The organism is Caballeronia sordidicola (assembly GCF_002220365.1).
GTDB classification, from domain to species: Bacteria; Pseudomonadota; Gammaproteobacteria; order Burkholderiales; family Burkholderiaceae; genus Caballeronia; species Caballeronia sordidicola_C.
In genome coordinates this window covers 42,645-68,192 of sequence record NZ_MTHB01000123.1, presented here as the reverse complement: position 1 = coordinate 68,192, position 25,548 = coordinate 42,645, and the positions used below count along the sequence as shown (strand labels likewise).

The following is a 25,548-nucleotide window of genomic DNA, read 5'->3' as shown; positions in this document are numbered from 1 at the left end:
ACGCTGCAGGTGCCGTACGCGGATTTTTTTGCGCCGCGTTTGTTGTGAGACGCGGTGCGAGCGGCCGACCGGTTGTTGGCGTCTGATTTAGGCCGTTCCCTCGCATGCCTAAATTGTCCCTTTGGTAAACAAAACCCAGACAATGCCCGTGCGTGCGGAAATTTAGAAGGATCAGTTGAGGCAAGAATCGGCGGATCAGATTATTTGTGCAGAGCGCCGGGCTTGTTTCAACAAGATCCCCGGCCCGGGAATGGCGTGGTTGAAATCCCGCCACGACAAAGCGTTGCGACTGACATCGGCCGCGCGCGCCGAGCGCTCGCTCTACGAATATTTCCTGATGCGCCATGCAGGGATGGCGGCGCCACCCCCGTCAGCAAGAAATGCCGCGAGACGGGCAATTTTGAGCGCTCGGCCATAAAAGAATCCCTGACCGAATTCCGCTTGTGTCGTGCGCACGGCGGCATGCTGCGCTGCCGTTTCCACGCCCTCCACTACGACCATCACATCAAGACGGTGCGCCATGCCGATAATCGATTCAAAGTGACGCGATCGCTCGTAGGGAGTGAGCTCGAAGATGTCCCGGCTTACCTTGACCATCTCGAAGTTCATTTGTGAATACGAGCGAAGATCGGAGAAAGGCGCACCGATTCCCGCGAGTGCGAACTGCACACCTAGTGCGCGAGCACTTGTCATGACTCGCGCCAGTTGCGGTCCTGTTTCCGTGACCTCGTCTTTATTGAGTTCGAGTATCACCGTGGGCGTGCTGGCACGAATCGTATTGCGGAGATCTTCCATGAACTCCGCGCTTAGCAGGTGCGCCGCGGACATGTTGATGCTCACATAAAGCGACCTCGCGTCCGGGATCGCGCCTATCTCACGCGTAGCAGTCGACAGTACGTATTGCGTCAACCGCCCGACCAGACTGCTTTTCTCGATGAATGGCATGTAGTGGTCGGGGCCCAGTGAGCCGAATGCCGAGTTGTCCCATCGCAGCAACGCCTCGACGCCCACGCATCTGCCTTGTCTCAAGCTCGCCACGGGTTGATATTCGAGATGAAACTCGCGACGCCTGAGTCCGGTTCGCGCTGCCCGTATCAGCGCTTTGTCGTAGCGGGTCCAGCGTCTGAACAGCAGCCATCCCACTGCAGCAACGAGCGCAAGCAGAAACGGCCAGAGCAGACGACTCCAGACGCGCGCCGACGCATTGGACCCGGCCGTTACGGAAGGCGTGGCGAACCCGATGCGCTCAGTTGTCGGGGCTTTGTTCTGGCTAACCGTCGGGGAAGGATGGGCATTGCATGGCGGGCTCGTCGAGCAACTGCTGTCATCCGTTGCCGACGTGTCTTCGGCGAACTCGACTGTCCGGTCCTCTACATGGGCGACAGCGTTCTCATCGTCGCCGGGCGACCATCCGGAGTCGGAAGAGTCGAGGCGGGGCTCCAGCGTGAAGAGAAAGGTCTGCGAGGGCGCGCTCCATTCGAGCCTTGCAAGCGACCGTTCGCTAACGTTGCTTACCGTGTTTTCGCTGCCCTCGTCGAACGCATCAAGCAGCGAGTCGCACACACGGGTGAGGGGAAATACCGGACTCGCGTCAGGACCCGCGAGTGAGGCCGGAATCAGGGGAAGCGAGATTGGAAGTGCGCACGCCGCGCCAAACCGGACGGACGACTCGGCTGCCGGCGCGGGTTCGCCGAACGTTTTCTGCAGCTGGCCAATAATGCCGGAATAGCTGTGTTCGGCATTCGTGCCGGTGTAAGAGCCCGCGCCGGTATCCGCGTGTGCGGCCGATAGCCTGGCGGCAGCTAGTAGAAGTATGACTGTCCCGCGAATGAAATCGAAACGCCGCGACTCGACAGCGCGACGCTTCGAAAGTTTCCCTACAAGACCCAACGACATGAATGTCTCTTCTTCGCAAATTACGTGGGCCTGGAACGGTCGAAGCGACTGCGCTTGATAAGCGCTGGCGACTCCTCCGATAAAATTCGATGATTGGAATGGAAGCGCACTTTGCCAGTGAACGGCGTACAGCGACAGGGGCAGATTCGTCCAGAAAAGACGTATCAGACGCCTTCTGGAAAGCGCCACCGGCGAGCGTTGACAACGGGTCGCATCAGGTAGAGCCTATCGATCAAGTCATGGTGCAGCCCGTCTTGCATGGGAGCCGAAGATGAAACGTTATGAGCGGCTGGCCTCGCAAATCGGCGCCCTGATCGAGCGTGGCGACCTGCCGCCGGGCACGCGCATCCCTGCGATTCGCGCTGCGTGCGACGCTTATGGCGTCAGTCCATCCACCGTGTTTCGCGCGTATTACATGCTCGAAAGGCAGGGCTTGATCGTGGCGCGGCCACGCTCGGGCTATTTCGTCTCGGCGGCCGCTCCTGGCGTTCCCCTGCATGGAGCAGCCTCGACGCCGGATGAACCGTCGAAATCCGTCAACATCAGTGAGCTCGTGTTCGAAGTGCTCCACTCGACCAGGGACATGCATACCGTGGCACTCGGCTCGGCATTCATGAGTCCCGCGGTCTTTCCGATGCAACGTCTTGGAAAGTCGTGCGCATTGGTCAATCGTTCGACTGATCTCGCAAAAATGGTGGCCGCGCTGCCGCCTGGCGATGACGCATTGCGTCGTCAGATAGCACTGCGCTACCTGATGACCGGGATGGTGGTTCATGTCGATGAAATCATCATCACGAGCGGCGCACTCGATGCGTTGACGCTGAGCCTTCAGGTTCTTACTCGCGCAGGCGACGAAATCGTCATCGAAAAACCTACGTTTTATGCGGCGCTCCAGGCGATCGAGCGGCTTCAACTGAAGGTTGTGGAAATACCTGTCCACCCTGTGGAAGGTCACGACATGGAGGCGCTCGCGCAGGCGCTCGACCACCATCCGATCCGCGCATGCTGGTTCATGACCGCGTTTCAGAACCCGACAGGCGCGACGCTCTCCGACACAAAAAAGCAGGCGCTGGTCGCCTTGCTCGCGAAGTACGAAGTACCGCTTATCGAAGACGACGTGTACAGCGAGCTGCGTTTTGGACCGTTGCCGAACCGCCCGGCGAAATTCTTCGACCGGCGCGGACTCGTGCTGCATTGTGGATCGTTCGCGAAGAGCCTCGCACCCGGTTACCGGATCGGCTGGGCGGCGGCGGGACGATTCGCGGAACGGCTCGAGCGCGCGAAGTGGATGACGACGCTGTCGGCTAGCGTCCCGGCGCAACGCGCGATAGCCGACTACCTCGAGCATGGCGGCTACGACCGGTTCCTGCGCAAGCTTCGCCGCGATCTGGCGGCTCAGCAGGCGGCCATGCTGAGCGCCATCAACCGGTATTTTCCTGCGCAAAGCACTGCGACTCACCCAGACGGTGGTTACTTCACGTGGGTAGAGCTGCCGCGCCAGGTCGATTCACTACGCCTGTTCGAAGCGGCGCTCGAGCGGGGGATCAGCGTCGCGCCCGGGCCTATGTTTTCAGCCAGCGGTGAATTTCGCCATCACATCCGGCTGAACTACGGGTATCCGTGGTCGCCGGAAATAGAGCGCGCGATGGCCACCCTCGGCGAGCTCGCTCAGGACGAGGCGCTTGTATCTGCGAGCCTCGCCGGACCCGCACAGCCGTTCTAGCGGCCGGACGATACGGCAGCCAAAGGCGCGTTGAGCGCGGAAATCTCCTGCATGACAAAACGTCCTTTACCTGCCTGCTTGGCGCGATACATCGCATCGTCTGCGGCCCTCAGCAGGACTTCGCTCGACAGCGTCGCGCTCGGTTCGGGCACGAGGACGCCAATGCTGGCTGACAACTGAATGACCCTTCCGTCAATTCGCATTGGCTGGCCGAGCGTTTGCAAAATGACTTGTGCAATGCCCGTGATCGCGTGTTTGCCGGACACGCTGCCGGCTAGCAGGACGGTGAACTCATCGCCGGCGAGACGCGCGACCACATCGCTATTACGCACGCAGTGGCGAATGCGCGCGGCGACTTCGACGAGCACATTGTCGCCGGATAGGTGCCCGTAGGTATCGTTGACTGCCTTGAAGCCGTCGAGGTCGATGAACATCACGGCGGCGAGACCGTCGCGGGACTCGCGCAAAGCAGTATCGAGCTTCGATAGAAACGCACGCCGTGCACACGACCAGGAACTGTTCAAACGAAATCGAGCGGTCCGGACAATGCGGTCGCCTTGCCGAAGCGAATTCCTCACACCGAGCGCTTGGCGCTGTTGCCTTGTCCACGCGGCGCCCGCGGCCAGCGCGATCGTGGACTCGGCTGATAGCCGGCGAGTCCCGCCGAACTGAACCTGGCGAGCGACGACGACCGTGGCCGTGTTCGGGAGAATGACGGCAACCGTTCCGTTTGCTGGTGTGATCAGCCTGCCGATATCCATGACTAGCTCGAACCGTAATTGTGTCTCGGGAGACTGCGTGAAACGCATGTTTGTCCTGTGGCGGGGAACGAGCAGGAACGCCTGCGCTGCAGCGACTGTTTGTGGCCTGGGGTCCCGCCGAGGAAGCGCACGGTTGGCAGAGGGGGTGACTATGACTGAGATTTTTTTAAGAAACGAGTATCACATGCACTAAAAAAAACGGATCAGTGCGTGCCGTTCTCGAACTTGGAACTGGGACCGGCGCGTAGGGAAGGCCGGATACCAATTCATCGCCGACGCATTGCCAGAGCAATTGCGTGACTGGATGGTGTGTGTAATTTGTTCGATGAAGCGAGCGGCGTGCGGTAGCACGATTGACGTCGCGATGACTGGCATCCTCGAATTTCCAGCCACCTGGCAACAATGTCGCGAAACGTGAGCGGTACGAGTTCAGATTGCACGAAGGATTGAAGTGTATTTTCTGGACACGTGCTGATCACCGCACTGCGTCTAACCCGCTTTCATAGTCGTGCACCGCATGCCGCTGGTTCAGAATGTCGTCGCTACCCAATTGCAACGGCATGAAGTTGGTCGAACGCACGTAATCCGGCCGTGGCTTCTCCACATCGGCGGGCCGATTCGCGACCGGGTTGTACACGATATATGCCTGCCAGCGGTCGTCTCCGGAAAGATTATGACCCGACGAATGCACGATGTTGGCGTCGAAGAACACGACCGTTCCTGGCGCACCCATGATCGGCACCGCTTTGGGATGCGTCGATAGAATGTCGAGCATCGTCGGCTTCGGCACGACATAAAAGCGGTATCCGGTCGCGTCATCGAATGCGGGTTGCAGCGAGCCGAGCTTGTGGCTTGCGGGAATGAAGTACAGGCAGCCCCCCATTTCGGTCGGTTCATCGAGCATGACGAGCGCGGTGGTCATCGTCGGATTCGGCACGCCGTCAAGGTGCCACGTTCCGAAGTCCTGATGCCATTGCCATACCGAACCATCGATGGCGGTTTTCAGGTTGCACTTGGTGTGATGAATGTAGAGCGCCGGATCGTTCAATAGCTGCTGCGCGGGCTCCAGCAGTCGCGGCGCGCGCGATAACGCGTGAAACACCGGCGATGCCGTCGGACTCTGCGTTTCGTGCACCTTGTAGATCGTCTTCGCGATGCCACCGGTTTTTTCGCGCACCAGATGATCGGTATCGATTTGCTGGATGCGCTTTAGCTCGCGCTTCATTTCCTGCACTTCCTCGCCGGACAGCAAGGACGGCAGCACGACGAAGCCATCGCGCGCATAAGCGGTCAGTTGGGCGCCACTGAGTTTCACGATGCGTATCTCCTTGTTGATTGTTTGAAGATCGATCGTAGTGCCATCCGGAAGCGATGTAAAAGATATAATAAGTTCGCTTTCAGTACCTTAAAGGTATGACATGGAGCTTCGTCATCTGCGCTATTTCCTGGCTGTCGCGCAAACCCTGAACTTCACCAAAGCCGCCGAGCGCCTGCACATGGCGCAGCCGCCGCTGAGCCGCCAGATTCGCGAACTCGAAGAAGAATTGGGTGTGGAGCTGTTCGACCGGCGCGGCAAACGCGTGGGGTTGTCGTCGGCGGGAATGGTGTTCGCGGATCGCGCCCAGCGCATTCTGGCATCGGCGGATGCTGCCGTGATCGACTCACAGCGCGCGGCGCGCGGCGAGATTGGGCGCCTGGCGGTCGGCTTCTTCGAACACATCGCGTACACGCTGTTGCCCGCGCTCATTCGCGAGTTCCAGCAACGCTTCCCCGATGTATCCATCGAGTTGCGCTGGTTCACGGCCGCCGAGCAGGTCAACGCGCTCGCGCGCGGTGAAGTCGATGTCGCGTTCGTGCGCGCCGTGCCGCCTGAGACGAACCTGGCATCCACAATGATCCTCCGCGAGCCGTTCGTCATTGCTATTGCAAAGGACAATCCGCTCGCCGCGAGACGCACCATTTCGATCGTCGATTGCGCGAACATGCGCGTCATCAACTATCGCAAGGATGTCGCGCCCGACTATCACGCCATGATCAATCAGCTCTGCGCGCTGGGCGGCTTCACGCCATCGCCGTTATTCGAAATGGGACAGATCTACGCATCGCTCGGACTCGTGAGCTCGGGATTCGGCATTGCGCTGGTGCCCGCCTCGGTCCAGCGCGTGCACATGGATAACGTGGTGTATCGGCCGCTTCGCGAACGCCATGCAGTGAGCGAAGTGCTGCTCGCGTGGACGAATCCATCGCCGCCTGCGGTGTTGAGCGCGTTCGTGGAGCTCGCGCGCGAGATTGCCGCGCGGCCCTGAAATGCGAGCGCCCTCAACCTGTTGCCATCAGATCCGTCCGCCGTTGCGCGCAGCCACCGCGACGGTGGTCGGCGAGGCAGCTAGCGGAACGAAGCGTCGTGTCGCGCCGTCGAGCGCATCGATGTTACCCGTCTCGATGTCGTAGACCCAGCCGTGCAGATTCATGCGCCCCTGTTCGAGCGCGAGGGCCACCGACGGATGCGTGCGCAGGTTCGCCAGTTGCGCGATCACGTTTTCACGCACGAGGCCGTCGAGCTTCGCGCGAGGTGTGTCGAACTGATGCGCCGCGTTGATCGCTTTCGCGGCGTCCGAGTGACGCAGCCAGTTCGCGACCGCCGGCAGATGATCCAGACACGTGCAGCGCGAAATCGCACCCATCGCTCCGCAGTCAGAGTGGCCGCACACCACGATGTCCTGCACGCCCAGTACCGCGACTGCATATTCGACTGTGGCGGACACGCCGCCCGGTTCCGGACCGTACGACGGCACGATATTGCCCGCGTTGCGGATCACGAATAGCTCGCCCGGCTCGCGCTGTGTGAGCAGTTCGGGCACGACGCGGCTGTCCGAGCAGGTGACGAACAGCGCCTTCGGATTTTGCGTCGTTGCTAGCTGCCTGAAAAGCTCCGCGCGTTGCGGATAGACATCGCGCTGAAAGCGCAGAAAGCCGTCGACAATGTCACGCATGGCGTCCTCCCAAATAGAATGCCGGATGCTGGCACGACCGTTCGATACGCCGTCGCGCCGCTGAGGCCGACATTATCGCCGACATCGCGCGTCGGCTGAACTTCGATCGTCGATGCCTCAAGCCGATCGTCCGTGCGAGCCGTTACCGTTTGGTCGTCTCTGCCGTCTGAAGCCGGGGCCGCGAGCCGGCATCGCATCTTCATGCGGTCCGCAAGTTTGCAATTGACGTTTTACCGCAGCGCTTGGCGGATCATCGTCGTACCCCCTCCAGATACAACAGGATCGTCCTATCAGCGAAGCGGTGGAAGATACCAAAATCGTAGCCACTATCTGCGGATGGCGAAATCGCGCTCCAGGCGCGCATTTCCGAAGGTCTTGACTGCAGTAACCCAACGAGAAACGGCAACCAACGGCTATGACATGCTAAGGATCGACGAAGTCACGGATAGCGAAGGTTTCCCCGGGCGATGCGACGTCGCGGTGATAGGCGGCGGCATCGTTGGCGTCAGCACCGCGTATGAACTGGCGCGACGCGGCGTCCAGGTGGCGCTGCTCGAAAAGGGCGTTATCGGCTGCGAGCAGTCAGGGCGCAATTGGGGCTGGGTGCGTCAGCAGAACCGTGACCTCTATGAGTTGCCGCTGGCGATGCAGAGCCTCAAGCGCTGGAGCGAACTAAGCGAAGAACTGGGCGAGGACATTGGGTTTCGGAAGGCGGGCATTCTGTACGGCACGGAGCATCAATCTGACGTCGCGCAATGGGAATCGTGGCTTGCTCGCGCCCGGGAAGTCGGCTTTAACAGCGAGATCCTCAGTGCGCGCGAACTGGCAGCGCGCATTCCGTCCGGACGTGCGAAGTGGGCCGGAGGTCTGTGGTCGGTCTCGGACGGCCGTGCCGAGCCGTCGAAAGCCGCGCCTGCGATTGCTCGCGGCGCGCAAGTCCTCGGCGCGAAGGTGTATCAGAACTGCGCGGTACGAAGTCTCGACACGAGTGCGGGGCGTGTCTCCGGCATCTGGACGGAGCGCGGCCGGCTCGCGGCCGACACCGTCGTTCTCGCGGGAGGCGCCTGGAGCGCTTTGTTCTGCCAGCATCACGGCATCGATCTGCCCGCCATCAACGTGATGGGAACGGCGTTGCGAACCGCTGCGGCGCCGCGGGTCATCGAAGGCTGTTTCTCCGGGCCTGACTTCGCGCTGAGGCGACGGTTGGACGGCGGCTACACCATTGCTGTTCCCGGCTATGGACGCGTGGAACTCGCGCCGCAAAACCTGCGGCATTCGGTGAAGTTCCGCACCGTGTTCCGCAGCAAGCTGAAGAAAAAACTGAAGATTCGCGTTGGTGTCAGCTTCTTCCACGGACCGGAGGCAAGCGCGACCTGGCGCGACGATGACGTCTCGCCGTTCGAAGAAACACGGGTGCTGGATCCCCGGCCTGATGCCGAATGGCTCGACCGTGCCCTGCAAAACGTGGCCAGCGTGTTTCCCGAGCTGTCGGGCTTGCGGATCGCTCACGCCTGGGCGGGCGCGATCGACACGACGCCGGACCTCGTCCCCGTCATCTCGAAGGTGACTGCGAAACCCGGTCTCGTGATCGCATCCGGCTTCAGCGGACACGGCTTTGGACTAGGGCCAGGCGCTGGCGTGCTCGTGAGCCGGCTGGTAATGGAGGAGGCGCCGCAGTTCGACATTAGTCCCTACAGACTGGCCCGCTTTTCCGACGGCACGAAACTGAGCAGCCCCGAAATGATGTGAGTTGAGGCCGCGGGCGAGCCGTCGTGGCAGCCCACTTCGGGAGATTGCACCTCCAGTACGATTCAACTGCATTGATTAACGGCCGTTGCAATTCTAAGAACGGCCGGAGATCTTGATTGACCTCGTATGACGGAGAAGGGTCGCCCTGAGATGGGGCTTTCGCCATCATCGTTACGCTACTTGTCCTGGAAATCCATCGCCCGAATGCTGCGCCGGGTAGATTGGGCGAAGAGCTTCTGGCGGAATGGTCTTCCTACTTGGCCTACTTGATTGCGTTCATCTACGCCGGAATCATCTGGCTCAACCATCACTACATGTTCGAGCGTCTCTGTAAGGTGGATGTGAGAATACGGCGGACTCTTCGTCGTCGCGGCGGGCAATGATGGCTCCGCCCCACCGGCTGTTCTGGCCGAGAAAGAGACACTAGCGTCACACCCGTACGTCAGCCGGGAATAACAAGACTGACCGTCAATGTCCGTGAAGCATCTGCGAGAGCGTTGCACCGCCGGAGAGAATAAGGTCCAAACCGGCAGACTCAAGCGTTACTTATCCTGCCGGCCGTATCGAGGCCAGCGCCCAGTTCCTTGCCCACCCACAGACAGTAGCTCAGACGCGTACCGGCTCATTGCAGTTCACATTGTGAAAAACGCATGACAGACTTTATTGTTTCGGATCAGTTGGGTCACGCCTATCCTGCCCTCTTTATAAATTTACTTGACACCTAAACTATCAAGGCCTAAATTAAAGCTGACTTTTCAGCCTGGAGCGCACTATGCGCATCGTTTGTATTGGTGGCGGCCCCGCGGGTCTGTACTTTGGCTTGCTGATGAAGAAGCAAAATCCCGCTAACGACGTGACGGTCGTGGAGCGCAACCGCCCGTACGACACCTTCGGCTGGGGCGTGGTGTTCTCCGACCAGACGCTTGGCAACCTGCGGCGTGCGGACGAGGCGAGTGCGGCGGCCATTCTCGATGCGTTCAATCACTGGGACGACATCGACATCCATATCAACGGTCGTACGCAACGCTCCTCCGGTCACGGTTTCTGCGGCATTGGCCGCAAGCGCCTGTTGAACATTCTTCAGGAGCGGGCGGAGGAACTTGGCGTGAAGTTGGTGTTCGAAACCCAAGTCACCAGCGACGAAGCGTACGACGCCGACCTCATCATTGCGTGCGATGGCGCCAACAGCGTCGTGCGCACGAAGTACGCGGCCACTTACAAGCCTGACATCGATCTGCGCGACTGCCGCTTCGTCTGGCTTGGCACAGAGAAGCTGTTCGATGCCTTCACGTTCGCGTTCGAGAAGACCGAGTTCGGCTGGTTTCAGGCGCATGCGTATCGTTTCGACGACCACATGTCCACGTTTATCGTGGAGGCGCCGGAACGGGTCTGGCGTGCGGCGGGCCTGGATGAAATGAGCAAGGAAGATGGCATTGCGTTTTGCGAGCGGCTTTTCGCCAAGTATCTCGACGGCCATGCGCTCAAGTCCAACGCTCAGCATTTGCGCGGCTCCTCGCAGTGGATCCGGTTTCCGCGCATCGTGAACGAAACGTGGGTGCATGACCGCGCGAATAGCGACGGCAGCGTGACGCCTGTGGTCCTGATGGGCGATGCCGCGCACACGGCGCACTTCTCGATCGGCTCCGGCACCAAGCTCGCGCTTGAAGATGCGATCGAGCTGACGAACAGCATTGCGGCGCATCCGGGCGATCTGCCGGCCGCGCTCGATCACTATACAGACGTACGCAGCGTCGACGTCCTGCGCATCCAGAACGCCGCGCGCAACTCCACCGAGTGGTTCGAAAACGTGGACCGGTACGCGTCTTTCGAGCCGGAGCAGTTCGCCTACTCGCTGCTCACGCGCTCGCAACGCATCTCCCATGAAAACCTGCGTTCACGCGATGCCGCCTATCTCGCCGAGTTTGAAAACTGGATCGCGAAGCGTTCGGGGCTTGATATCGACAGCGACAGCAAGCGCTCCGTCCCGCCGATGTTCACACCATTCACCGTGCGCGGCGTAACGCTGAAGAACCGCGTGGTGGTCTCTCCAATGGCTCAGTATTCGGCTGTCGATGGCATCGCGGGTGACTACCATTTGATGCATCTCGGCGCCCGCGCCATGGGCGGCGCTGCACTGGTGATGACGGAGATGACCTGCGTCTCCCCCGAGGGTCGCATCACGCCCGGCTGTCCCGGTTTGTATAACGATACGCAACGCGACGCATGGCAACGCATTGTCGACTTCGTGCATCGTGAAAGCGATGCAAAGATCGGCATCCAGCTTGGTCATGCGGGCGCGAAGGCATCGACTCGCGTGAGTTGGGAAGGAATTGACAAGCCGCTTGAAGAGGGCAACTGGCCAATCGTATCGGCGTCGCGGCAGCAGTACTTGAAGGACATCAGTCAATGGTCGCGCGCAGCAACCGCCGGCGATCTGCACGAGATCAAGGCGCAGTTCGTGCGCTCGACCGAGCTTGCCGCAAACGCCGGTTTCGACTGGCTTGAACTGCACTGCGCGCACGGTTATCTGCTGTCCGGTTTTCTCTCCCCGCTCACGAATCAACGCGACGATGAATACGGCGGTTCACCCGCGAACCGTCTGCGTTTTCCGATCGAAGTATTCAATGCGATCCGTGCGACGTGGCCCAAGGACAAGCCCATTTCGGTGCGCATCTCGGCGCATGATTGGGTAGATGGCGGCATCACGCCAGACGACGCCGTGCTGATCGCGCGAGCGTTCAAGCAAGCAGGTGCTGACATGATCGACGTATCGTCGGGACAGGTGAGCAAGCAGGAGAAGCCGGTCTACGGCCGCATGTTCCAGACGCCCTTTTCGGATCGCGTGCGTAACGAGGCGGGCATTGCGACCATCGCGGTCGGCGCGATCTCGGAAGCAGACCACGTGAACAGCATCATTGCAGCGGGCCGCGCCGACCTCTGCGCCGTGGCGCGCCCGCATCTTGCCAATCCCTCGTGGACGCTCGATCAGGCAGCGAAGCTGGGTTATGTCGATATCACCTGGCCGAAGCAATATTACGCCGCGAAGTCGCAGCTCGAGCGCGGCTATGAACGTGAGCGCGCGCAGCGTGCGCGGAGCGAAGCATGAACACGTCAACTTATTCGCTCGACGGCCAGCACGCAGTGGTCACAGGCGGCGGCAGTGGTATTGGCGCCGCCATCGCCCACGCTTTGGTGACAGCCGGCGCGCAGGTCACGTTGATGGGCCGCGATGCGGCGCGGCTCGCCTATCAGGCTGAAGTCCTGAGCGAAGCCGGAACGGTGCGTGTGCAGAGTGTCGATGTCACGTCTGCCGATTCCGTTGCTGCTGCGTTCGCTGCGACACGCGCGCATGGCTTCATCGACATCCTCGTTAATAACGCGGGACAGGCCGAAGCCGCGCCGTTTGCGAAGACTGATCTGGCACTGTGGAAACGCATGCTCGACGTGAATCTCACAGGCGTCTTTCTTTGCACGCAAGAGGTCTTGCCAGGAATGCTTGAGCGCCGCAGCGGGCGCATTGTCAACGTGGCGAGTACTGCAGGTCAGGTAGGGTATGCGTATGTTGCTGCGTATTGCGCGGCCAAGCATGGCGTGATCGGTTTGACACGTTCGCTCGCGCTCGAAGTGGCGACGCGTGGCGTGACCGTCAATGCCGTATGTCCCGGTTATACCGAAACCGGACTGCTCGAACAGTCGATCGAAAAGATCGTTGCGCAAACCGGACGTAGCGAGGACGAGGCACGCGAGGCGCTGCTGCGATCGAATCCGCAACGCCGCTTTGTGACACCGGACGAAGTTGCCAGTTCAGCGTTATGGCTGTGCCTGCCCGAGTCGCGATCGATCACCGGCCAGACCATTTCCATTTCAGGTGGAGAAGTAATGTGAACAAGCCCGCTGCCCGCACGGTTAAAACTGCCGCGCCCGAGAAGGCCAAGGCTGCCGGCAACGTTGTCGACCTTGAGATGAGCACTGGCGTCGACAGCCACATGGGACTGCGCTTGTGGCTGCGCATGCTTACCACGACAAATCTGGTGCAGGCTGAGTTACGCAAACGTCTGCGCGCCGAATTCGACACCACGCTGCCGCGCTTTGACCTGATGGCGCAACTCGAGCGCCATCCCGAAGGCCTGAAGATGAACGAGCTTTCACGACGGTTGATGGTTACCGGCGGCAACGTGACAGGTCTGACAGACCAGTTGGAGAAGGAAGGCTTTGTTGTGCGCGATACCGATCCGAACGACCGCCGTTCGTTTGCCGTGCGACTCACTGCCCATGGCCGTGAGTCGTTCGACCGCATGGCGCGTGCGCACGAACAATGGGTCGTTGAGTTGTTCGGCGGTTTGCCGCTGGCGGACAAAGCACGGATGCATCAGAAGCTGGGCAAGCTCAAGCAACATTTGCGTGAGCGCACGGATTCGTGAAGCCTGCCAAAGCACACAGATACGGAGACAGTCGATGAACGACAACACCGCCGCGCTTTTTGCCGGTAACCGCACGACCCTTGGCGACTATCGTGCCAAGCATTTTGGCTGGACGGTGGAACTGGGAGTTGGCACGATCACTCTTCACCGGCCTGAACGCAAGAATCCGCTGACGTTCGAATCGTATGCGGAGTTGCGTGACCTGTTCCGCCAGCTCGCTTACGCCACCGATGTAAAAAGCATCGTGCTCCACGGCGCTGGAAGCAACTTTTGCTCTGGTGGCGACGTACACGACATCATCGCGCCGCTCGTCGACCTGCCCATGCCCGAGTTGCTCATGTTCACGCGCATGACGGGAGACCTCGTCAAAGCGATGCGTCATTGCCCGCAGCCGATTGTTGCGGCAGTTGATGGCATCTGCGCCGGAGCGGGGGCGATCCTGGCGATGGCTTCGGACATGCGGCTAGGAACCGCGCGAAGCAAGCTCGCGTTTCTGTTCACCCGCGTGGGACTGGCGGGTTGCGACATGGGCGCTTGTGCGATCCTGCCGCGCATCATTGGTCAGGGAAGGGCGGCCGAACTGCTTTTCACCGGGCGCTCGGCAAGCGGTGACGAGGGTTTCGCGTGGGGCTTCTATAACAGGCTATGCGAACCCGACGACGTTCGGCGCGAAGCGCAATCGCTTGCGTCCGACCTTGCGTCGGGGCCGACTTTCGCGCATGGCATGACGAAGAAGATGCTGCATCAGGAATGGAGCATGAGCATCGACGACGCCATCGAATCCGAAGCGCAGGCTCAGGCAATCTGCATGGCGACCAACGATTTCGGCCGCGCGTATCGCGCATTTGCTGCGAAGACGCGGCCCGTGTTCGAGGGAGATTGAGTTGGCCAATCCTCAAACGACTTCCGACGCTTTCCACGATGCCCTCGCATGGCCGTTCTTTGAACCAAGGCATCGCGAACTCGGCGTACGTATCGACACCTGGGCAGCGGAGCATCTGGGGGACACCCATGCCGACCATGCGAACGTCGATGCGATCTGCCGCCGTCTCGTACGTGAACTGGGTGAGGCAGGGTGGCTGCGTTATGGCGTAGGCGGAACGGCTTACGGCGGACACGGCGACACCATCGACACGCGCGCCGTTTGCCTGCTGCGCGAAACGCTTGCTCGCCACAGTGGTCTCGCTGACTTCGTGCTTGCGATGCAAGGACTTGGATCAGGCGCGATTTCGCTTGGCGGCAACGAAGCGCAAAAGCAGCGTTATCTGCCCCGCGTGGCGAGCGGCGAGGCCATCGCGGCGTTTGCACTGACCGAACCCGATGCAGGCTCGGACGTCGCGGCACTCGCGCTCAGCGCGCGCGAAGACGGCGATTCTTATGTGCTCGATGGCGAGAAGACCTGGATCTCGAACGGCGGCATCGCGGACTTTTACGTAGTGTTCGCCCGTACCGGCGAGGCGGCGGGCGCGCGTGGCATCAGTGCGTTTGTCGTCGATGCGGATACCCCGGGACTGCGCATTGCCGAACGGCTCGATGTGATCGCGCCGCATCCGCTAGCGCGCCTTTCTTTCGAGAATGCACGCGTGCCGCGTACCGCTTTACTGGGAAATCGCGGCGAAGGTTTCAAGCTTGCCATGCGTACGCTCGATATCTTTCGCACGTCGGTTGCGGCCGCATCGCTTGGCTTCGCGCGGCGAGCCATGAGCGAAGGGATCGAGCGCGCCGCGTCGCGCAAGATGTTCGGGCAGACGCTGGGTGACTTCCAACTGACGCAGGCGAAGCTTGCGCAGATGGCGCTCACCATCGACAGCTCCGCGTTGCTCGTATATCGGGCGGCTTGGTTGCGCGATCAGGGAAAATCCGTCACGCGCGAGGCTGCACTCGCGAAGTGGCATGCGAGCGAGGGCGCGCAGCAAGTGATCGATGCGGCCGTGCAATTGTGGGGCGGGAGTGGTGTGCAAAGCGGTGCGGTGGTCGAGCAACTGTATCGGGAGATTCGTGCACTGCGCATCTACGAAGGCGCGACTGAAGTGCAGCAGTTGATTGTCGGGCGGGATCTGCTCAAGGCTCATGCCGCGAGGAACGCATGAGGGAACCATTGACTCATTTCGAGCGGCCGGTGCGCATTCGGTTTTCGCATTGTGATCCCGCCGGCATCGTATTTTTTCCGCAGTATCTCGTGATGACCAACGCGCTTGTAGAGGACTGGTTCAACGAAGCACTCGACATTGACTATGCCGCGATGATCTGCAAGCGTCGCGTCGGCTTGCCGATCGTGAAGCTCGATTGCACGTTTTCAAAACCGAGCCAGATGGGCGACACGCTCATGCTTTCGCTGACGCTTGATCGGATAGGTGCTCGTTCGGTTGGCATTGTGATTGACGCGCAGTCGCATGGCGAAACGCGCTTTCTTGCGCGCCAGGTGCTTGTGACAACGTCGCTTGAATCTGGGGTGTCGATCGATATTCCGGACGACATCCGCGCTGCGCTGACACGCTTCAACCCCGCGGCGCTTGCCGAAGGAAAGGTCGAATCAAAAGACGAATCACAGGAGGCATCGTCGTGAAAAAAGCATTGCTCCCAGCCGGCTGGGTCAAGCCGCGCGGATACGCGAACGGCGTTGCCGCGCGCGGCACGCAGGTCTTCATAGCAGGGCAGATTGGCTGGGACGCGCAAGAGCGCTTCCAGAGCAGTGAGTTCGCCGCGCAGGCGCACCAGGCGCTGGCCAACATAGTCGCGGTGCTCGACGCTGCGGGAGGGCGCCCGGAGCACCTCGTGCGGTTGACCTGGTACGTGACCGACAAGCGTGAATATCTCGCCGCATTGAGGGACGTGGGCAGCGCGTTTCGAGAACTGATCGGCAACTACGACATTGCGATGAGCGCTGTGCAGGTGGCCGCGCTCATTGAAGACGAAGCCAAGCTGGAGATCGAAGCCACTGCCGTTATTCCGGATTAACAACCGTCGCTTATCTCGTCGCTTATCTCGTCGCTTCTTTCGTTGCTCTCGGAGCTCACCATGGAACCTTCGGCTCACGTCGATACGTTTTCCCGCGACAACCTGCCGCCGTCTAACGAGTGGCCGCAGTTTCTGCTCGACAACCCCGACGTCTCCTATCCGGCGCGCCTGAATTGCGCAGTCGAATTGCTCGACCGGATAATCGATGACCATGCGAAGCGTGGGCAGGGAGCACGACCCGCGATCTGGTCGGACGTCGATGGTGCTCCGCACGCGACCACGTACAGCGAATTGCGCACGAGGGTGAACCAGGCAGCGCATGTGCTGACCGGAGTGATGGGACTGGTGCCGGGCAACCGCATCTTGCTGCGCGGGCCGAACACGTTGCACATGGCAATTGCATGGCTCGCGTCCTTGAAGGCGGGTCTCGTGGTGGTGCCTACCATGCCGCTTTTGCGGGCAAAAGAACTGAAGCAGATCATCGATAAGGCTCAGGTGTCAGCGGCCCTATGCGACGCGCGACTGGTCGATGAACTCGCGCAATGCAGCGACCCGGCCAACGCGCATTTTTGCGAAAGCCTGCTGCAAACAAGGCTCTTCCATGACGATGGCCCCGATTCGGTCGATACGATCGCCTTGCTTCAACCCGCCGACTACACAGCGGTGGATACCGCTGCCGACGACGTCTGCCTGATCGCATTTACCAGCGGCACGACGGGAATGCCGAAGGGTTGCATGCATTTTCATCGCGACGTCGTTGCAATGTGCGACCTGTTTCCGCGCCACATCCTCAAGCCCACCGCCGACGATATCTTCTGCGGCACGCCTCCGCTAGCGTTCACCTTCGGGCTGGGGGGCTTGCTGTGTTTTCCGTTGCGCGCGGGGGCGTCGACGGTATTGATCGAGAAGTTGACGCCGCAGACGCTGCTGCAAGTGGTCGAGCGTTTTCGCGCCACCACCATGTTCACGGCGCCCACGTTCTATCGGCAAATGGCGGGTCTTGCTTCGCGCTTTGATTTATCGAGCCTTGGAAAGAGCGTCTCGGCCGGCGAAGCGTTGCCGGATGCCACACGCAAGCTCTGGCGGCAGGCCACGGGTTTGCAAATGATCGACGGAATTGGCAGCACTGAAATGATCCACATCTTTGTGTCGAGCGCCGAAGGACAGGCGCGCGACCGGGCGATCGGGCGCGCGGTGCCGGGCTACGTGGTGCAGGCAGTGGACAACAACATGCAGAGCGTTCCTGTTGGCGAGATCGGCATGCTCGCGGTCAAAGGGCCGACCGGGTGCCGCTATCTGAGCGACCCGCGCCAGCGTAGTTTTGTCCGCGACGGATGGAACCTTCCGGGCGATTCGGTTTGTATCGATGCCGATGGTTACGTCTTTTATCAGTCCCGTGCTGACGACATGATCATCTCGGCCGGCTATAACATTTCCGGCCCGGAAGTTGAAAGCGCGCTTCTGCTGCATGAAGCGGTTGCGGAGTGCGGAGTGGTCAGCGTAGCCGACGATGAGCGCGGGCAAATTGCCAAGGCGTTCGTTGTTCTGAGTGGGGGATTTGTCGCGAGCGACGCGCTGGTGGTCCAGCTACAAGCCTTCGTGAAGGAACAGATCGCACCGTACAAGTATCCGCGCGCGATTGAATTTATCGATGCCTTGCCTCGCACCGAGACGGGTAAGCTGAAACGGTTTGCGTTGCGGGCGTTAGCGGCGTCTTGATGTGAGGCGGGTAGGGTTTGGTGGGGCGGGGAGGGGCGTAAGTCCGAGATTTTGTCAGGAGGGGGTGCACAAAATACAGGCTGTGGTTTTTGTCCGCCCAGCTCAGGCTTCAGAGCATCGGCCAATCTTGCGCGCCCTCGTGCACTCGCATGGATTACGACAAGGCTTGCAGCCGCCAGGGCGAACCGTGTTCCCTGTACCAGCGGGCGCGTCCCTCCCAGGTGAACAGTCTGTCCTTGCACAGGCCATCTTCAAGCGCTTCCATGTACATGATGGTTGAGACATAGGAACGCCAAATGCGGATTTTTGACAGAGCTATAGCTCCTGCAAGATAGAGCCACGCAAACACCACCACGGTCACCGGATACCACCAGATCGGTTCCCGCTCCCACCAGCCCCACAAGGCGATGAGCGTGAGCAGAACCGCACACGCGTTACTCAGCAGCAGCCACTTCGTGACATGGGTTTTCATGTAGACCTTGCGCCACCTTTCACGTGACTCGACTCGCGACTCAAGCTGGGCAAAATGGCGTAAGTACTTCGGCATATAGCTCCCTTTAATCATCCAATCCAACTCATCACATAGTCCGCTATCGATTCCGCTGCCGACGCGACTAGCCGCAGATTACGCAGAAGAAATAGCGTCACCATCACAGCCGCAAGGACGCATGTGATAACAGTGTCAGACGTGCTCCAGCCCTTCGGCGAAAGCAGCATGGCAACCATCCACACTGACGCGCACACGCCGAATTCGGGAGCCAGCATCGAGTTGTAGTCGTATTCCTTCTTCCACGGCACCGCGACGCGAGCCGGTTCTTTCGCCACCAGATTCAACGCAATGCCCTGCTCATGAGGCAGCGCGACGAACTGCGCCCCCTGGCCGAAATGCGCCATCTTCGCGGCCAGCGCCTGAAGCATCCATCGCACCACGGGTGCCTGCGGACCTATCGCCGGATCGATCGGATGTTCTTCCGCCTTCAGGCCTGTTTCCCTTACCGCCCCCAGGGTCGCGTGTCGTGCAAGTCCCTTGAGCCGGCTGTGCCAGAAGTGATGGATACGCCCGGTCGGCACCTGTTCGGCCTGGAGCAGCCAGGCAAGCAATCTGTCCACCTGGTCGGCCTCCCCGGTAATCTGGCGTAGCAGCCACGCCTGGCGCTTCAGCTCCGGCTGCTCGTACATCAGTGCGGGCGAACCCAGCAGCAACGCCACCGCCGCTTCCGATTCCGTTTGCACAGCGTCCGGGCCGCCCTTGTGCAGGTGCCAGGCGAGCACGAGGCGGTACTTTGGGGTCCTGTCCTCCGCATACCAGCCGTGGCGTGCGGCATCTGCCTCGAACCACGTATCCGCAAACCCGACATCCCTGCTGTAATCCAGCCACCGCACAACAGGCTTGCCCGGTAGCTCAAGCTTGCTCCACACCGCCAAAACCTCACTGGATAGTTCCTCGCCCTCGCACTGCATCACAATGTCGAAGGACCCGGTCTTGGCCGCCTGCGCAAGTCTCGCTGCCAGCGGCGCCAGTAGCGCCTCCAGCAGCCCGTGCAGACGTGTTCCGTCATCCGCTGCCTCGATGTCAAGCGCCATCACCTTGCCGGGATTCTCGGGCGGACTGCCTTCAAGTTTCAGCATGCGCTCGGCAAGGTCCGGTTCAGGCGTGAGCATCACGCTGTCGAGCACCGCCACGCCTGTACGGCTTTGCTGCTGCCAGCGGGTGATCTCTATCCAGCGCTTCGTGTTATGGACTGCGGCGTGCGTTGCCGGGATGTCATAAGCCACCAGATACATCAAGCAGGCGAGCGCTATCCAGCAGAAAAACGAAACGGCAACTGCGTCATGGATGAACCTGTCCCAGTCGATGGAACCCTTCGGCAGGCCAGGCACAACCAAGGCAAGCGCGAAGCACTGAACAATCACATACAGCAGGAGAAAGAACCAGACGGGTAGCGGTTCCACCGCCTCCTGTTCGGACGAAAACTGCGGGTTCCATTGAAAACTCATCGGTGTGTCTTCCCTCAGCCTTCGTAAGTCCAGTCGCGCTGCGAGGCGATCAGCCGGGGCGCCGGCGTACACCTGCAGCGGCAAAGATCGTTTTCCAGTGCGGGCAGTTTTCCGTCGATGGCGTTCGCTTCGTCGCGCAGCCCGCTTGCCTCAATGCACCCCACGGTGCCGCACACGGGACACTGCACGCGCGCGCCGATGTAGCTCATGCCGCGCTCACCGACGCCCGTATCCTCAATGGCATCAAGCACGATCCCACCTGCCGTGGTCCGATCAAGGCGAAGAATGCAGGCACGCTCCGTCATGTCAGGCTCCTACCCATTCCCAATCGGCGGTGTCCGGTCCCTGAACCGGTGGCATCTGCTGTCCCCGACGCAGAGCGACCACGCGCGATAGGTCATACCGGTAATCCGAAGACGCGTAACCTGGAGTGGTGTCGATGCGCGCGACCCAGCGTCCGCTACGAGGGCACTCAGTGCCGGGTTTGCAGAATTGCTGAGTGCCGTCGATGACGTCGAGTGACCACTGCTTGACGGGTGTTGGTGCGCTCGCTTCCCATACCCACTGGACCGGGCCGTCGAGGTTAATGTCAACGGCAGACTCCATCGGCATGCGCACGTTCTCGGTGGTCGCAACGTCGCCCGCCTTGAACGCCTTCAGGTTCAGGCCGCGATAGCCGCCGCTTGTGCGCACAGCACGGTACAGGCCGTCCTCGGCAAAGATCGCACCGGGCTTCACCGGCCAGTACGACATGTCAGCTCGATGTTGCGCTTCCCATTGCTCGCGCTCTTCGGGCGTTGAAGGGTAGTCGTGGTCGAACGTGATACGGGTAGGATTCTTGTAGTCCGAATGAAAATCTACGTGAAGCAAGCTGGACTGGATTCCGGTCACTTCCATTTTCATGAATGCACCCGCATATAAATCGTATGTCCCTGCGGAGAATTTATCGATGTTGTTTGTTTTGACCTTCAAATCGACGACGCTATGTGGTGCAAGATTGACCTCGCGATCAGGAAATTGTGCGGGATCGACTAGAGTCTGCCCAGCCAGATCAAGGCCGAACTTTGCTGACATGCCGCTCTTCGTGTCACTTACACCCAAACTATCTTTGCCAATTCTGTTGTCCCACTTATCCGGCGTCTTGAACTTGATCGGATAGTCACCGCCATTGATAAACCTGACGGATACCAGAAACCCATCCTTGGCGCGATCAATCGATAGCAGCGAAACATCGAGCTTTACAATTTTTCGGCCACCCTGAACTCCTGCATCTTTCAGCTTGTTCATCAAATTAAATATCTTGGTCGCAACATCGCGACTAAAGTCCCTTACATAGCTGCTACGCGACTCTCCACCGCATTTCGCGATGTAAAGATCAGGAATCGTCACGTCACTTTTCAAATCTTTTGGAGAGCACAATAACTCCCCGAGCTTTCTGGCGTCTTCTAGATCCTGGTTAATCAGTTTCATCTCATATATTCCAATCCCAGCGACATTCCTGTCCCCGTCCGAATCGCCAATCTGAACGCGCAACTTATCCTCGGAAACCGATATTTCGTTATTCCCATAAGTATTGATACTGCCATCCGCAGCACCATTGGTCGTGTAGCTAAATTGCATCACCTGATTCTCCGGGTTAACAGTCTGAGCATCGGCGTTGTTTCCAAGCGCGAAAGACAAAAGGGCCGCGTGTCCCCAATATTTGAACCGTTGATCACGACTCATAGCCGACCCTCCACAACTTATTCGTCGCGAGCGAAAACTGGCGCCGCACATATTCAAGGTAGTAAGGGCTTGTAGTTGCGCGGCCTCTATCCAACGGCGTCGTAGCGCCATAGCCCATTAGGTTTGTCTGCGAACGCGCTTGCCACACCAAGGTTCCAGCCTTTGCATCGACCAGCGAAAAATCGATCTGCTCATCCTTGATATACGATTCGTGAAGCCAGCCGCCCTGATCGTAATATTCATCCGGGAAATTGAAATAGTGGCCGCACTCATGTGCCTCTATATTCGCATCCGGGTAATCAAGAATTTTCTTTTTCAACTTATATTTGTACTTCTCTCCCCAAGCCCCCGTGTCCGCCCGAAGCACCTGCGGAAACAACTTAAGCGATACATGCGGGTTAAATCCGTCAATCGGCACGCCCTTGATAGACACGCGAAGATCGACCTTGAAACTGACCTTCACTCGGCATCCGCACGCCGCGCCCTTGGAGCAGCCGTCCAAAATCAGCTTGTACCCCCCCTGATTCAGCGCTCCCTCGACACGATTTCTTAGTGCGCTGAAATCATATTGAGGCCCGACCGCATCGCGGTAGTCCATCTTCACACCGTTAACTATCGAGCCGGGCTTCATCATTGAATGGGCAGAAAATTCGTATGGAATCGTCGCTTCGTCAGCAGACACTGATGTATCACGCGCGCCTTTCGCATCGACAGGAAACAGGTCCATCGGAATCAACATGGCCCTAACCCTGCAGGTAATCGCTTTGTCCTGCTCGCTGTATGCAAATTCGAAATTTGAATCCCTTGAACCACCGCCCCTATATGGACTTTTGGTGATCGGATCACACCATGGTGTCCGGTCATCCAGCCTGCCCCAATACGACTTTGCTTCGACATGCTCACTGACATCGGCTTTCAGGTCCGTACTTTTCCAGCCACACGGAGCAGCGTTCACCAGCTTGATGGGATCAGGCGCAACATAGGTTTGTTGCTGGTCGTCGGGGCTATCCAATGTGACCTTGACCTTGGGCACCGTGGAATCGACATTCGACGGCTGTCCATCGAACGGTGAAAAAGCAGATGCACCCACCGGCACAGCACTGCCGGATTGACGCGAGAAAAAGTCGCCAAACGGAGACGGCACTACCGCACCCGCGTCAGACGAGGGCGCAGGCACTACCGCCGCCGCATTCACCACGGGAGCCGGAACCGGTGCGGGCGCGAGTTGCTGAACGAAATTCGCATTCCTACGCCACACTTCACAGTCCGTCGTGAACGGCACGAACTTCGGCGCGAACGCTGCGCCGCTCAAATCCATCTGCGCGGGACCTACCTTTTTCAACCCGCTTGACCTGAACAGAACACCTCCGCGCGTGCCCGCTTCGATAGCATCCGGCGTCAAGCGCAAATACGAACCGCCCACGTTCAGCACGATCTCTTTCGGAGACTTCACGTGCACCACACCCTCCACCGTCTCGACCGTCATATCCTCCTGCGACGCAAGTTGCATTGACCCGCGCTGCGCCTGCACGGCTACCGGACCCGCCGCTGCGATCAAGCTCATGCCCTTCTGCGAGAACACCGACACGAACTCGCGCGCCGCCACGGTGAAGCGCTTGAGCGTGCTGAAATGCACGCCCTTCTTCGCCGTCGCGATGATCGAGCCATCGGCGGCGAGCTGCACGCCGTCGCCCGACACGATACCGACCGGCCCCGGTGCGGTAACAAGCGCACCGGGCTGCTTCAGCTTGTCCAGGGCGTCGTTGATCGCTTTCTGCGCGCCAGTATCTGCTGGAGATGCCTTGGAGGCTTCAGCGGACTGCGCCAGCGTCTGGGCTAGCGCCAGCATGTCCTTGAGCTGCGCGATGGTCTCCTGCATGTCGAGTTGATGTCCGCGAGCGCCCTGACGGTTGTAGGCCGTCACCATCGCACCCGCGCCGCCCCGGACAATCGCCTGCGTATCGGTGCGTAGCTCCGCACCGTGGCCGCGCTCGTTCTGGCTACGGTCCACGCTATGCCCGAGGTTCAGCTGGCTCTTGCTATGCTCGGTCGCGAGCTTGATGTGCTCACGGCCATGACCGTCCTCCATCTGGAGGGTGTTGTTGGAGCGGGTGTGCAGCGTGTTGCGCGTGCCCCAGGGGTAGGTTGAATTGACCGGGTCGGTATGCTGCGCGGTATGCAGTACCTGACTGATGAAGGGAAGGTCCGGGCAGCCCCACAAAAAGCCCACGGTCACGATGGTCCCCTCAACCAGACCGAAATGGAAACCGGTCTGGCCCGCACCCGCGAATGGCTTCGCGAGTCGCATCGGGCAGCTTTGCAGCCCTGGCGTACGCTTGTCCTGATCCGCATGGACGTTCACGATATAGCAGCCCTGCTCATTCAGATACGGAGCTTTGTAGTTACCGGGTGACGCGATCGTGCCGGTGATGACCCCTTCGATCCTGGGCCACGTGGATTCAAGCAGCGGCAGCCGGTACTGCCGGGGTAACTGGAGTTGCAGGGTGGACGGAATCGCGGTGAATTCGGCGTGATAGGGGTCCTTCCGCGATGCCCGGCATTTCACCCGAACGGCAAGCAACCCGTACTTGGCGTCGGGCAGTTCCCGATTCGAGAGCTTCAGGATGCAACCGGGCGCAAGGTCCAGTACGGTGCAAGTGCCTTCATACACCACTTGCGCGGCTAAAGCCGCTTCCTGCCGCAGCAACGCTTCTTCCTGCGCGTCACTCTGATTCAGGTCCGGCGTGCCCCACGTATAAGCCTCGCCATAAGTGGTGCGGTCTTCCCTGATCGCACTGACCGCTTCAATCGGTTCGGATAGCCGATTCTCCGTGCTGAACGTGCGCACCTTATAGCTTGCGGGCAGAGTGGTCGCGGTCATTTTGAGCGAATTGACCGACTCGGCGCCCGAGCTTTCCAGGCCGCTGTACTCGTGATAAGGCACCTCCAGGCGAAGGTCCCGGCGATAGTGCGTGAAGTCGTCCCCAAACCGCACGTTCTCGCAATGCTCGCCTTCCTCGCAGACGAACCAGATACCAGAGCGGCGGCATAGGCGCGTGATGAAGCTCAGGTCGTCCTCATTCCACTGCATCACGAAATCGCGCGGACGGTACGTGCGATAGAGGTTGAACTCGAAGCTGGCCTGTATCCTGTCGAAGCCGTGTTCGCCCAGGATCTGCCCGATGATTTCCGGAAAACTCTGGCTAAGGAAGAACCGGCACTTCGGCACATTACACAGCAACGACAGGCGAGACTCCAGCACAACCTCATAGGTGCTTTCATCGCGATTGCTGCCGAGATGGCTGAAGAACGTGAGCACTCCCTGCACTCGTCGTTCGGGCTCGGGCGCGGCCATCGTGAGCAGATTGAACGGCGTCTGAATCACGAGCGTCGCGGGCCGGTTCAGGTAGTCGATGTGCGACAAGTCCGCCTGCGGATGCGTGAAACGAATGACATAACGGGAAGATTCGCCGATAGCCCGCTCGCCCTCGAATTCAACGATGTCGGCCAAGTCGGCGCTGCGAGTTTGTGGCATATCGAGGCGATAGTGCCAATGCTTGTAAACTACTTTTTGATCCAAGTCCCCTCCTGCCAGGTAACAAAAT

At 59.9% G+C, this 25,548-nt stretch carries 20 protein-coding genes and 1 pseudogene; 12 read left to right on the top strand and 9 right to left on the bottom strand.

Translation table 11 applies throughout. The annotated features are described in order from the left end of the window. Positions 1-321 precede the first annotated feature (321 nt). Complete coding sequence (locus BSU04_RS20005; protein ID WP_144021289.1) at positions 322-1,896, bottom strand: EAL domain-containing protein; 1,575 nt, start codon at positions 1,894-1,896, stop codon at positions 322-324. A 271-nt stretch (positions 1,897-2,167) separates the two neighbouring features. Between BSU04_RS20005 and BSU04_RS20000 the strand changes: the two genes are divergently transcribed. Further along, complete coding sequence (locus BSU04_RS20000; RefSeq protein WP_089162260.1) at positions 2,168-3,619, top strand: aminotransferase-like domain-containing protein; 1,452 nt, start codon at positions 2,168-2,170, stop codon at positions 3,617-3,619. On the opposite strand, the gene BSU04_RS19995 is transcribed toward BSU04_RS20000, so the two are convergent. After that, positions 3,616-4,380: a GGDEF domain-containing protein gene (locus BSU04_RS19995; RefSeq protein ID WP_256983094.1), complete on the bottom strand. Its 765-nt coding sequence runs from the start codon at positions 4,378-4,380 to the stop codon at positions 3,616-3,618. The genes BSU04_RS20000 and BSU04_RS19995 overlap by 4 nt on opposite strands. A 475-nt stretch (positions 4,381-4,855) precedes the next feature. Continuing rightward, positions 4,856-5,695 (bottom strand): phytanoyl-CoA dioxygenase family protein, encoded by an 840-nt coding sequence (locus BSU04_RS19990; protein WP_089162258.1) that lies wholly within the window; start codon positions 5,693-5,695, stop codon positions 4,856-4,858. A gap of 103 nt (positions 5,696-5,798) precedes the next feature. Between BSU04_RS19990 and BSU04_RS19985 the strand changes: the two genes are divergently transcribed. Then, positions 5,799-6,686, top strand: coding sequence for a LysR family transcriptional regulator (locus BSU04_RS19985; protein WP_089162257.1), 888 nt, complete (start codon positions 5,799-5,801; stop codon positions 6,684-6,686). Positions 6,687-6,713: 27 nt separating this feature from the next. Here BSU04_RS19985 and BSU04_RS19980 read toward each other — a convergent pair whose 3' ends face one another. Then, positions 6,714-7,373, bottom strand: a complete 660-nt coding sequence (locus tag BSU04_RS19980) for a carbonic anhydrase (RefSeq protein ID WP_089162256.1) — start codon at positions 7,371-7,373, stop codon at positions 6,714-6,716. 420 nt (positions 7,374-7,793) lie between these two features. Here BSU04_RS19980 and BSU04_RS19975 point away from each other — a divergent pair, with 420 nt between their 5' ends. From BSU04_RS19975 to BSU04_RS19930, 10 genes and pseudogenes are all read left to right on the top strand, one after another. Beyond that, the gene (locus BSU04_RS19975) at positions 7,794-9,122 is read left to right on the top strand and encodes an NAD(P)/FAD-dependent oxidoreductase (protein ID WP_089162351.1); all 1,329 of its coding nucleotides are present in this window, start codon (positions 7,794-7,796) and stop codon (positions 9,120-9,122) included. Between the two features lie 161 nt (positions 9,123-9,283). Next, positions 9,284-9,505 (top strand): annotated as a pseudogene (locus BSU04_RS48830) (TMEM175 family protein); the annotation flags it as partial. A 389-nt stretch (positions 9,506-9,894) separates the two neighbouring features. After that, positions 9,895-12,228, top strand: a complete 2,334-nt coding sequence (locus tag BSU04_RS19965) for a bifunctional salicylyl-CoA 5-hydroxylase/oxidoreductase (RefSeq protein WP_089162254.1) — start codon at positions 9,895-9,897, stop codon at positions 12,226-12,228. Continuing rightward, positions 12,225-13,007 (top strand): SDR family NAD(P)-dependent oxidoreductase, encoded by a 783-nt coding sequence (locus BSU04_RS19960; protein WP_089162253.1) that lies wholly within the window; start codon positions 12,225-12,227, stop codon positions 13,005-13,007. Before BSU04_RS19965 ends, BSU04_RS19960 begins: the two co-directional genes overlap by 4 nt. Next, positions 13,004-13,543, top strand: a complete 540-nt coding sequence (locus BSU04_RS19955) for a MarR family winged helix-turn-helix transcriptional regulator (RefSeq protein WP_256983091.1) — start codon at positions 13,004-13,006, stop codon at positions 13,541-13,543. Before BSU04_RS19960 ends, BSU04_RS19955 begins: the two co-directional genes overlap by 4 nt. Before the next feature lie 34 nt (positions 13,544-13,577). Further along, a complete protein-coding gene (locus BSU04_RS19950) occupies positions 13,578-14,426 on the top strand; it encodes an enoyl-CoA hydratase family protein (RefSeq protein ID WP_089162251.1) in 849 nt (282 codons plus the stop codon). 1 nt (position 14,427) lies between these two features. Beyond that, entirely contained in the window at positions 14,428-15,633 is a 1,206-nt protein-coding gene (locus BSU04_RS19945) for an acyl-CoA dehydrogenase family protein (RefSeq protein WP_089162250.1), read from the top strand. After that, the gene (locus BSU04_RS19940; RefSeq protein WP_089162249.1) at positions 15,630-16,109 is read left to right on the top strand and encodes an acyl-CoA thioesterase; all 480 of its coding nucleotides are present in this window, start codon (positions 15,630-15,632) and stop codon (positions 16,107-16,109) included. Before BSU04_RS19945 ends, BSU04_RS19940 begins: the two co-directional genes overlap by 4 nt. After that, positions 16,106-16,501 carry a RidA family protein gene (locus tag BSU04_RS19935; RefSeq protein WP_089162248.1) on the top strand — a complete coding sequence of 132 codons (396 nt, stop codon included), beginning with the start codon at positions 16,106-16,108 and terminating at the stop codon, positions 16,499-16,501. The genes BSU04_RS19940 and BSU04_RS19935 overlap by 4 nt, the downstream gene beginning before the upstream one ends. A 60-nt stretch (positions 16,502-16,561) precedes the next feature. Next, positions 16,562-18,220 (top strand): AMP-binding protein, encoded by a 1,659-nt coding sequence (locus tag BSU04_RS19930; protein WP_089162247.1) that lies wholly within the window; start codon positions 16,562-16,564, stop codon positions 18,218-18,220. A gap of 154 nt (positions 18,221-18,374) precedes the next feature. Here the strand turns inward: BSU04_RS19930 and BSU04_RS19925 are convergent, their stop codons facing one another. From BSU04_RS19925 to BSU04_RS19905, 5 genes are read right to left on the bottom strand one after another with little or no spacing between them, the layout of a single operon-like run. Then, a complete protein-coding gene (locus BSU04_RS19925) occupies positions 18,375-18,767 on the bottom strand; it encodes a hypothetical protein (protein ID WP_144021288.1) in 393 nt (130 codons plus the stop codon). A 14-nt stretch (positions 18,768-18,781) separates the two neighbouring features. Beyond that, positions 18,782-20,218 carry a hypothetical protein gene (locus BSU04_RS19920; RefSeq protein WP_089162245.1) on the bottom strand — a complete coding sequence of 479 codons (1,437 nt, stop codon included), beginning with the start codon at positions 20,216-20,218 and terminating at the stop codon, positions 18,782-18,784. A gap of 14 nt (positions 20,219-20,232) precedes the next feature. Further along, positions 20,233-20,523 carry a PAAR domain-containing protein gene (locus BSU04_RS19915; protein WP_089162244.1) on the bottom strand — a complete coding sequence of 97 codons (291 nt, stop codon included), beginning with the start codon at positions 20,521-20,523 and terminating at the stop codon, positions 20,233-20,235. A gap of 1 nt (position 20,524) precedes the next feature. After that, a complete protein-coding gene (locus BSU04_RS19910; protein ID WP_089162243.1) occupies positions 20,525-21,943 on the bottom strand; it encodes a hypothetical protein in 1,419 nt (472 codons plus the stop codon). After that, positions 21,933-25,523, bottom strand: a complete 3,591-nt coding sequence (locus BSU04_RS19905) for a type VI secretion system Vgr family protein (RefSeq protein ID WP_256983088.1) — start codon at positions 25,521-25,523, stop codon at positions 21,933-21,935. Before BSU04_RS19905 ends, BSU04_RS19910 begins: the two co-directional genes overlap by 11 nt. Between the last annotated feature and the right edge of the window lie 25 nt (positions 25,524-25,548).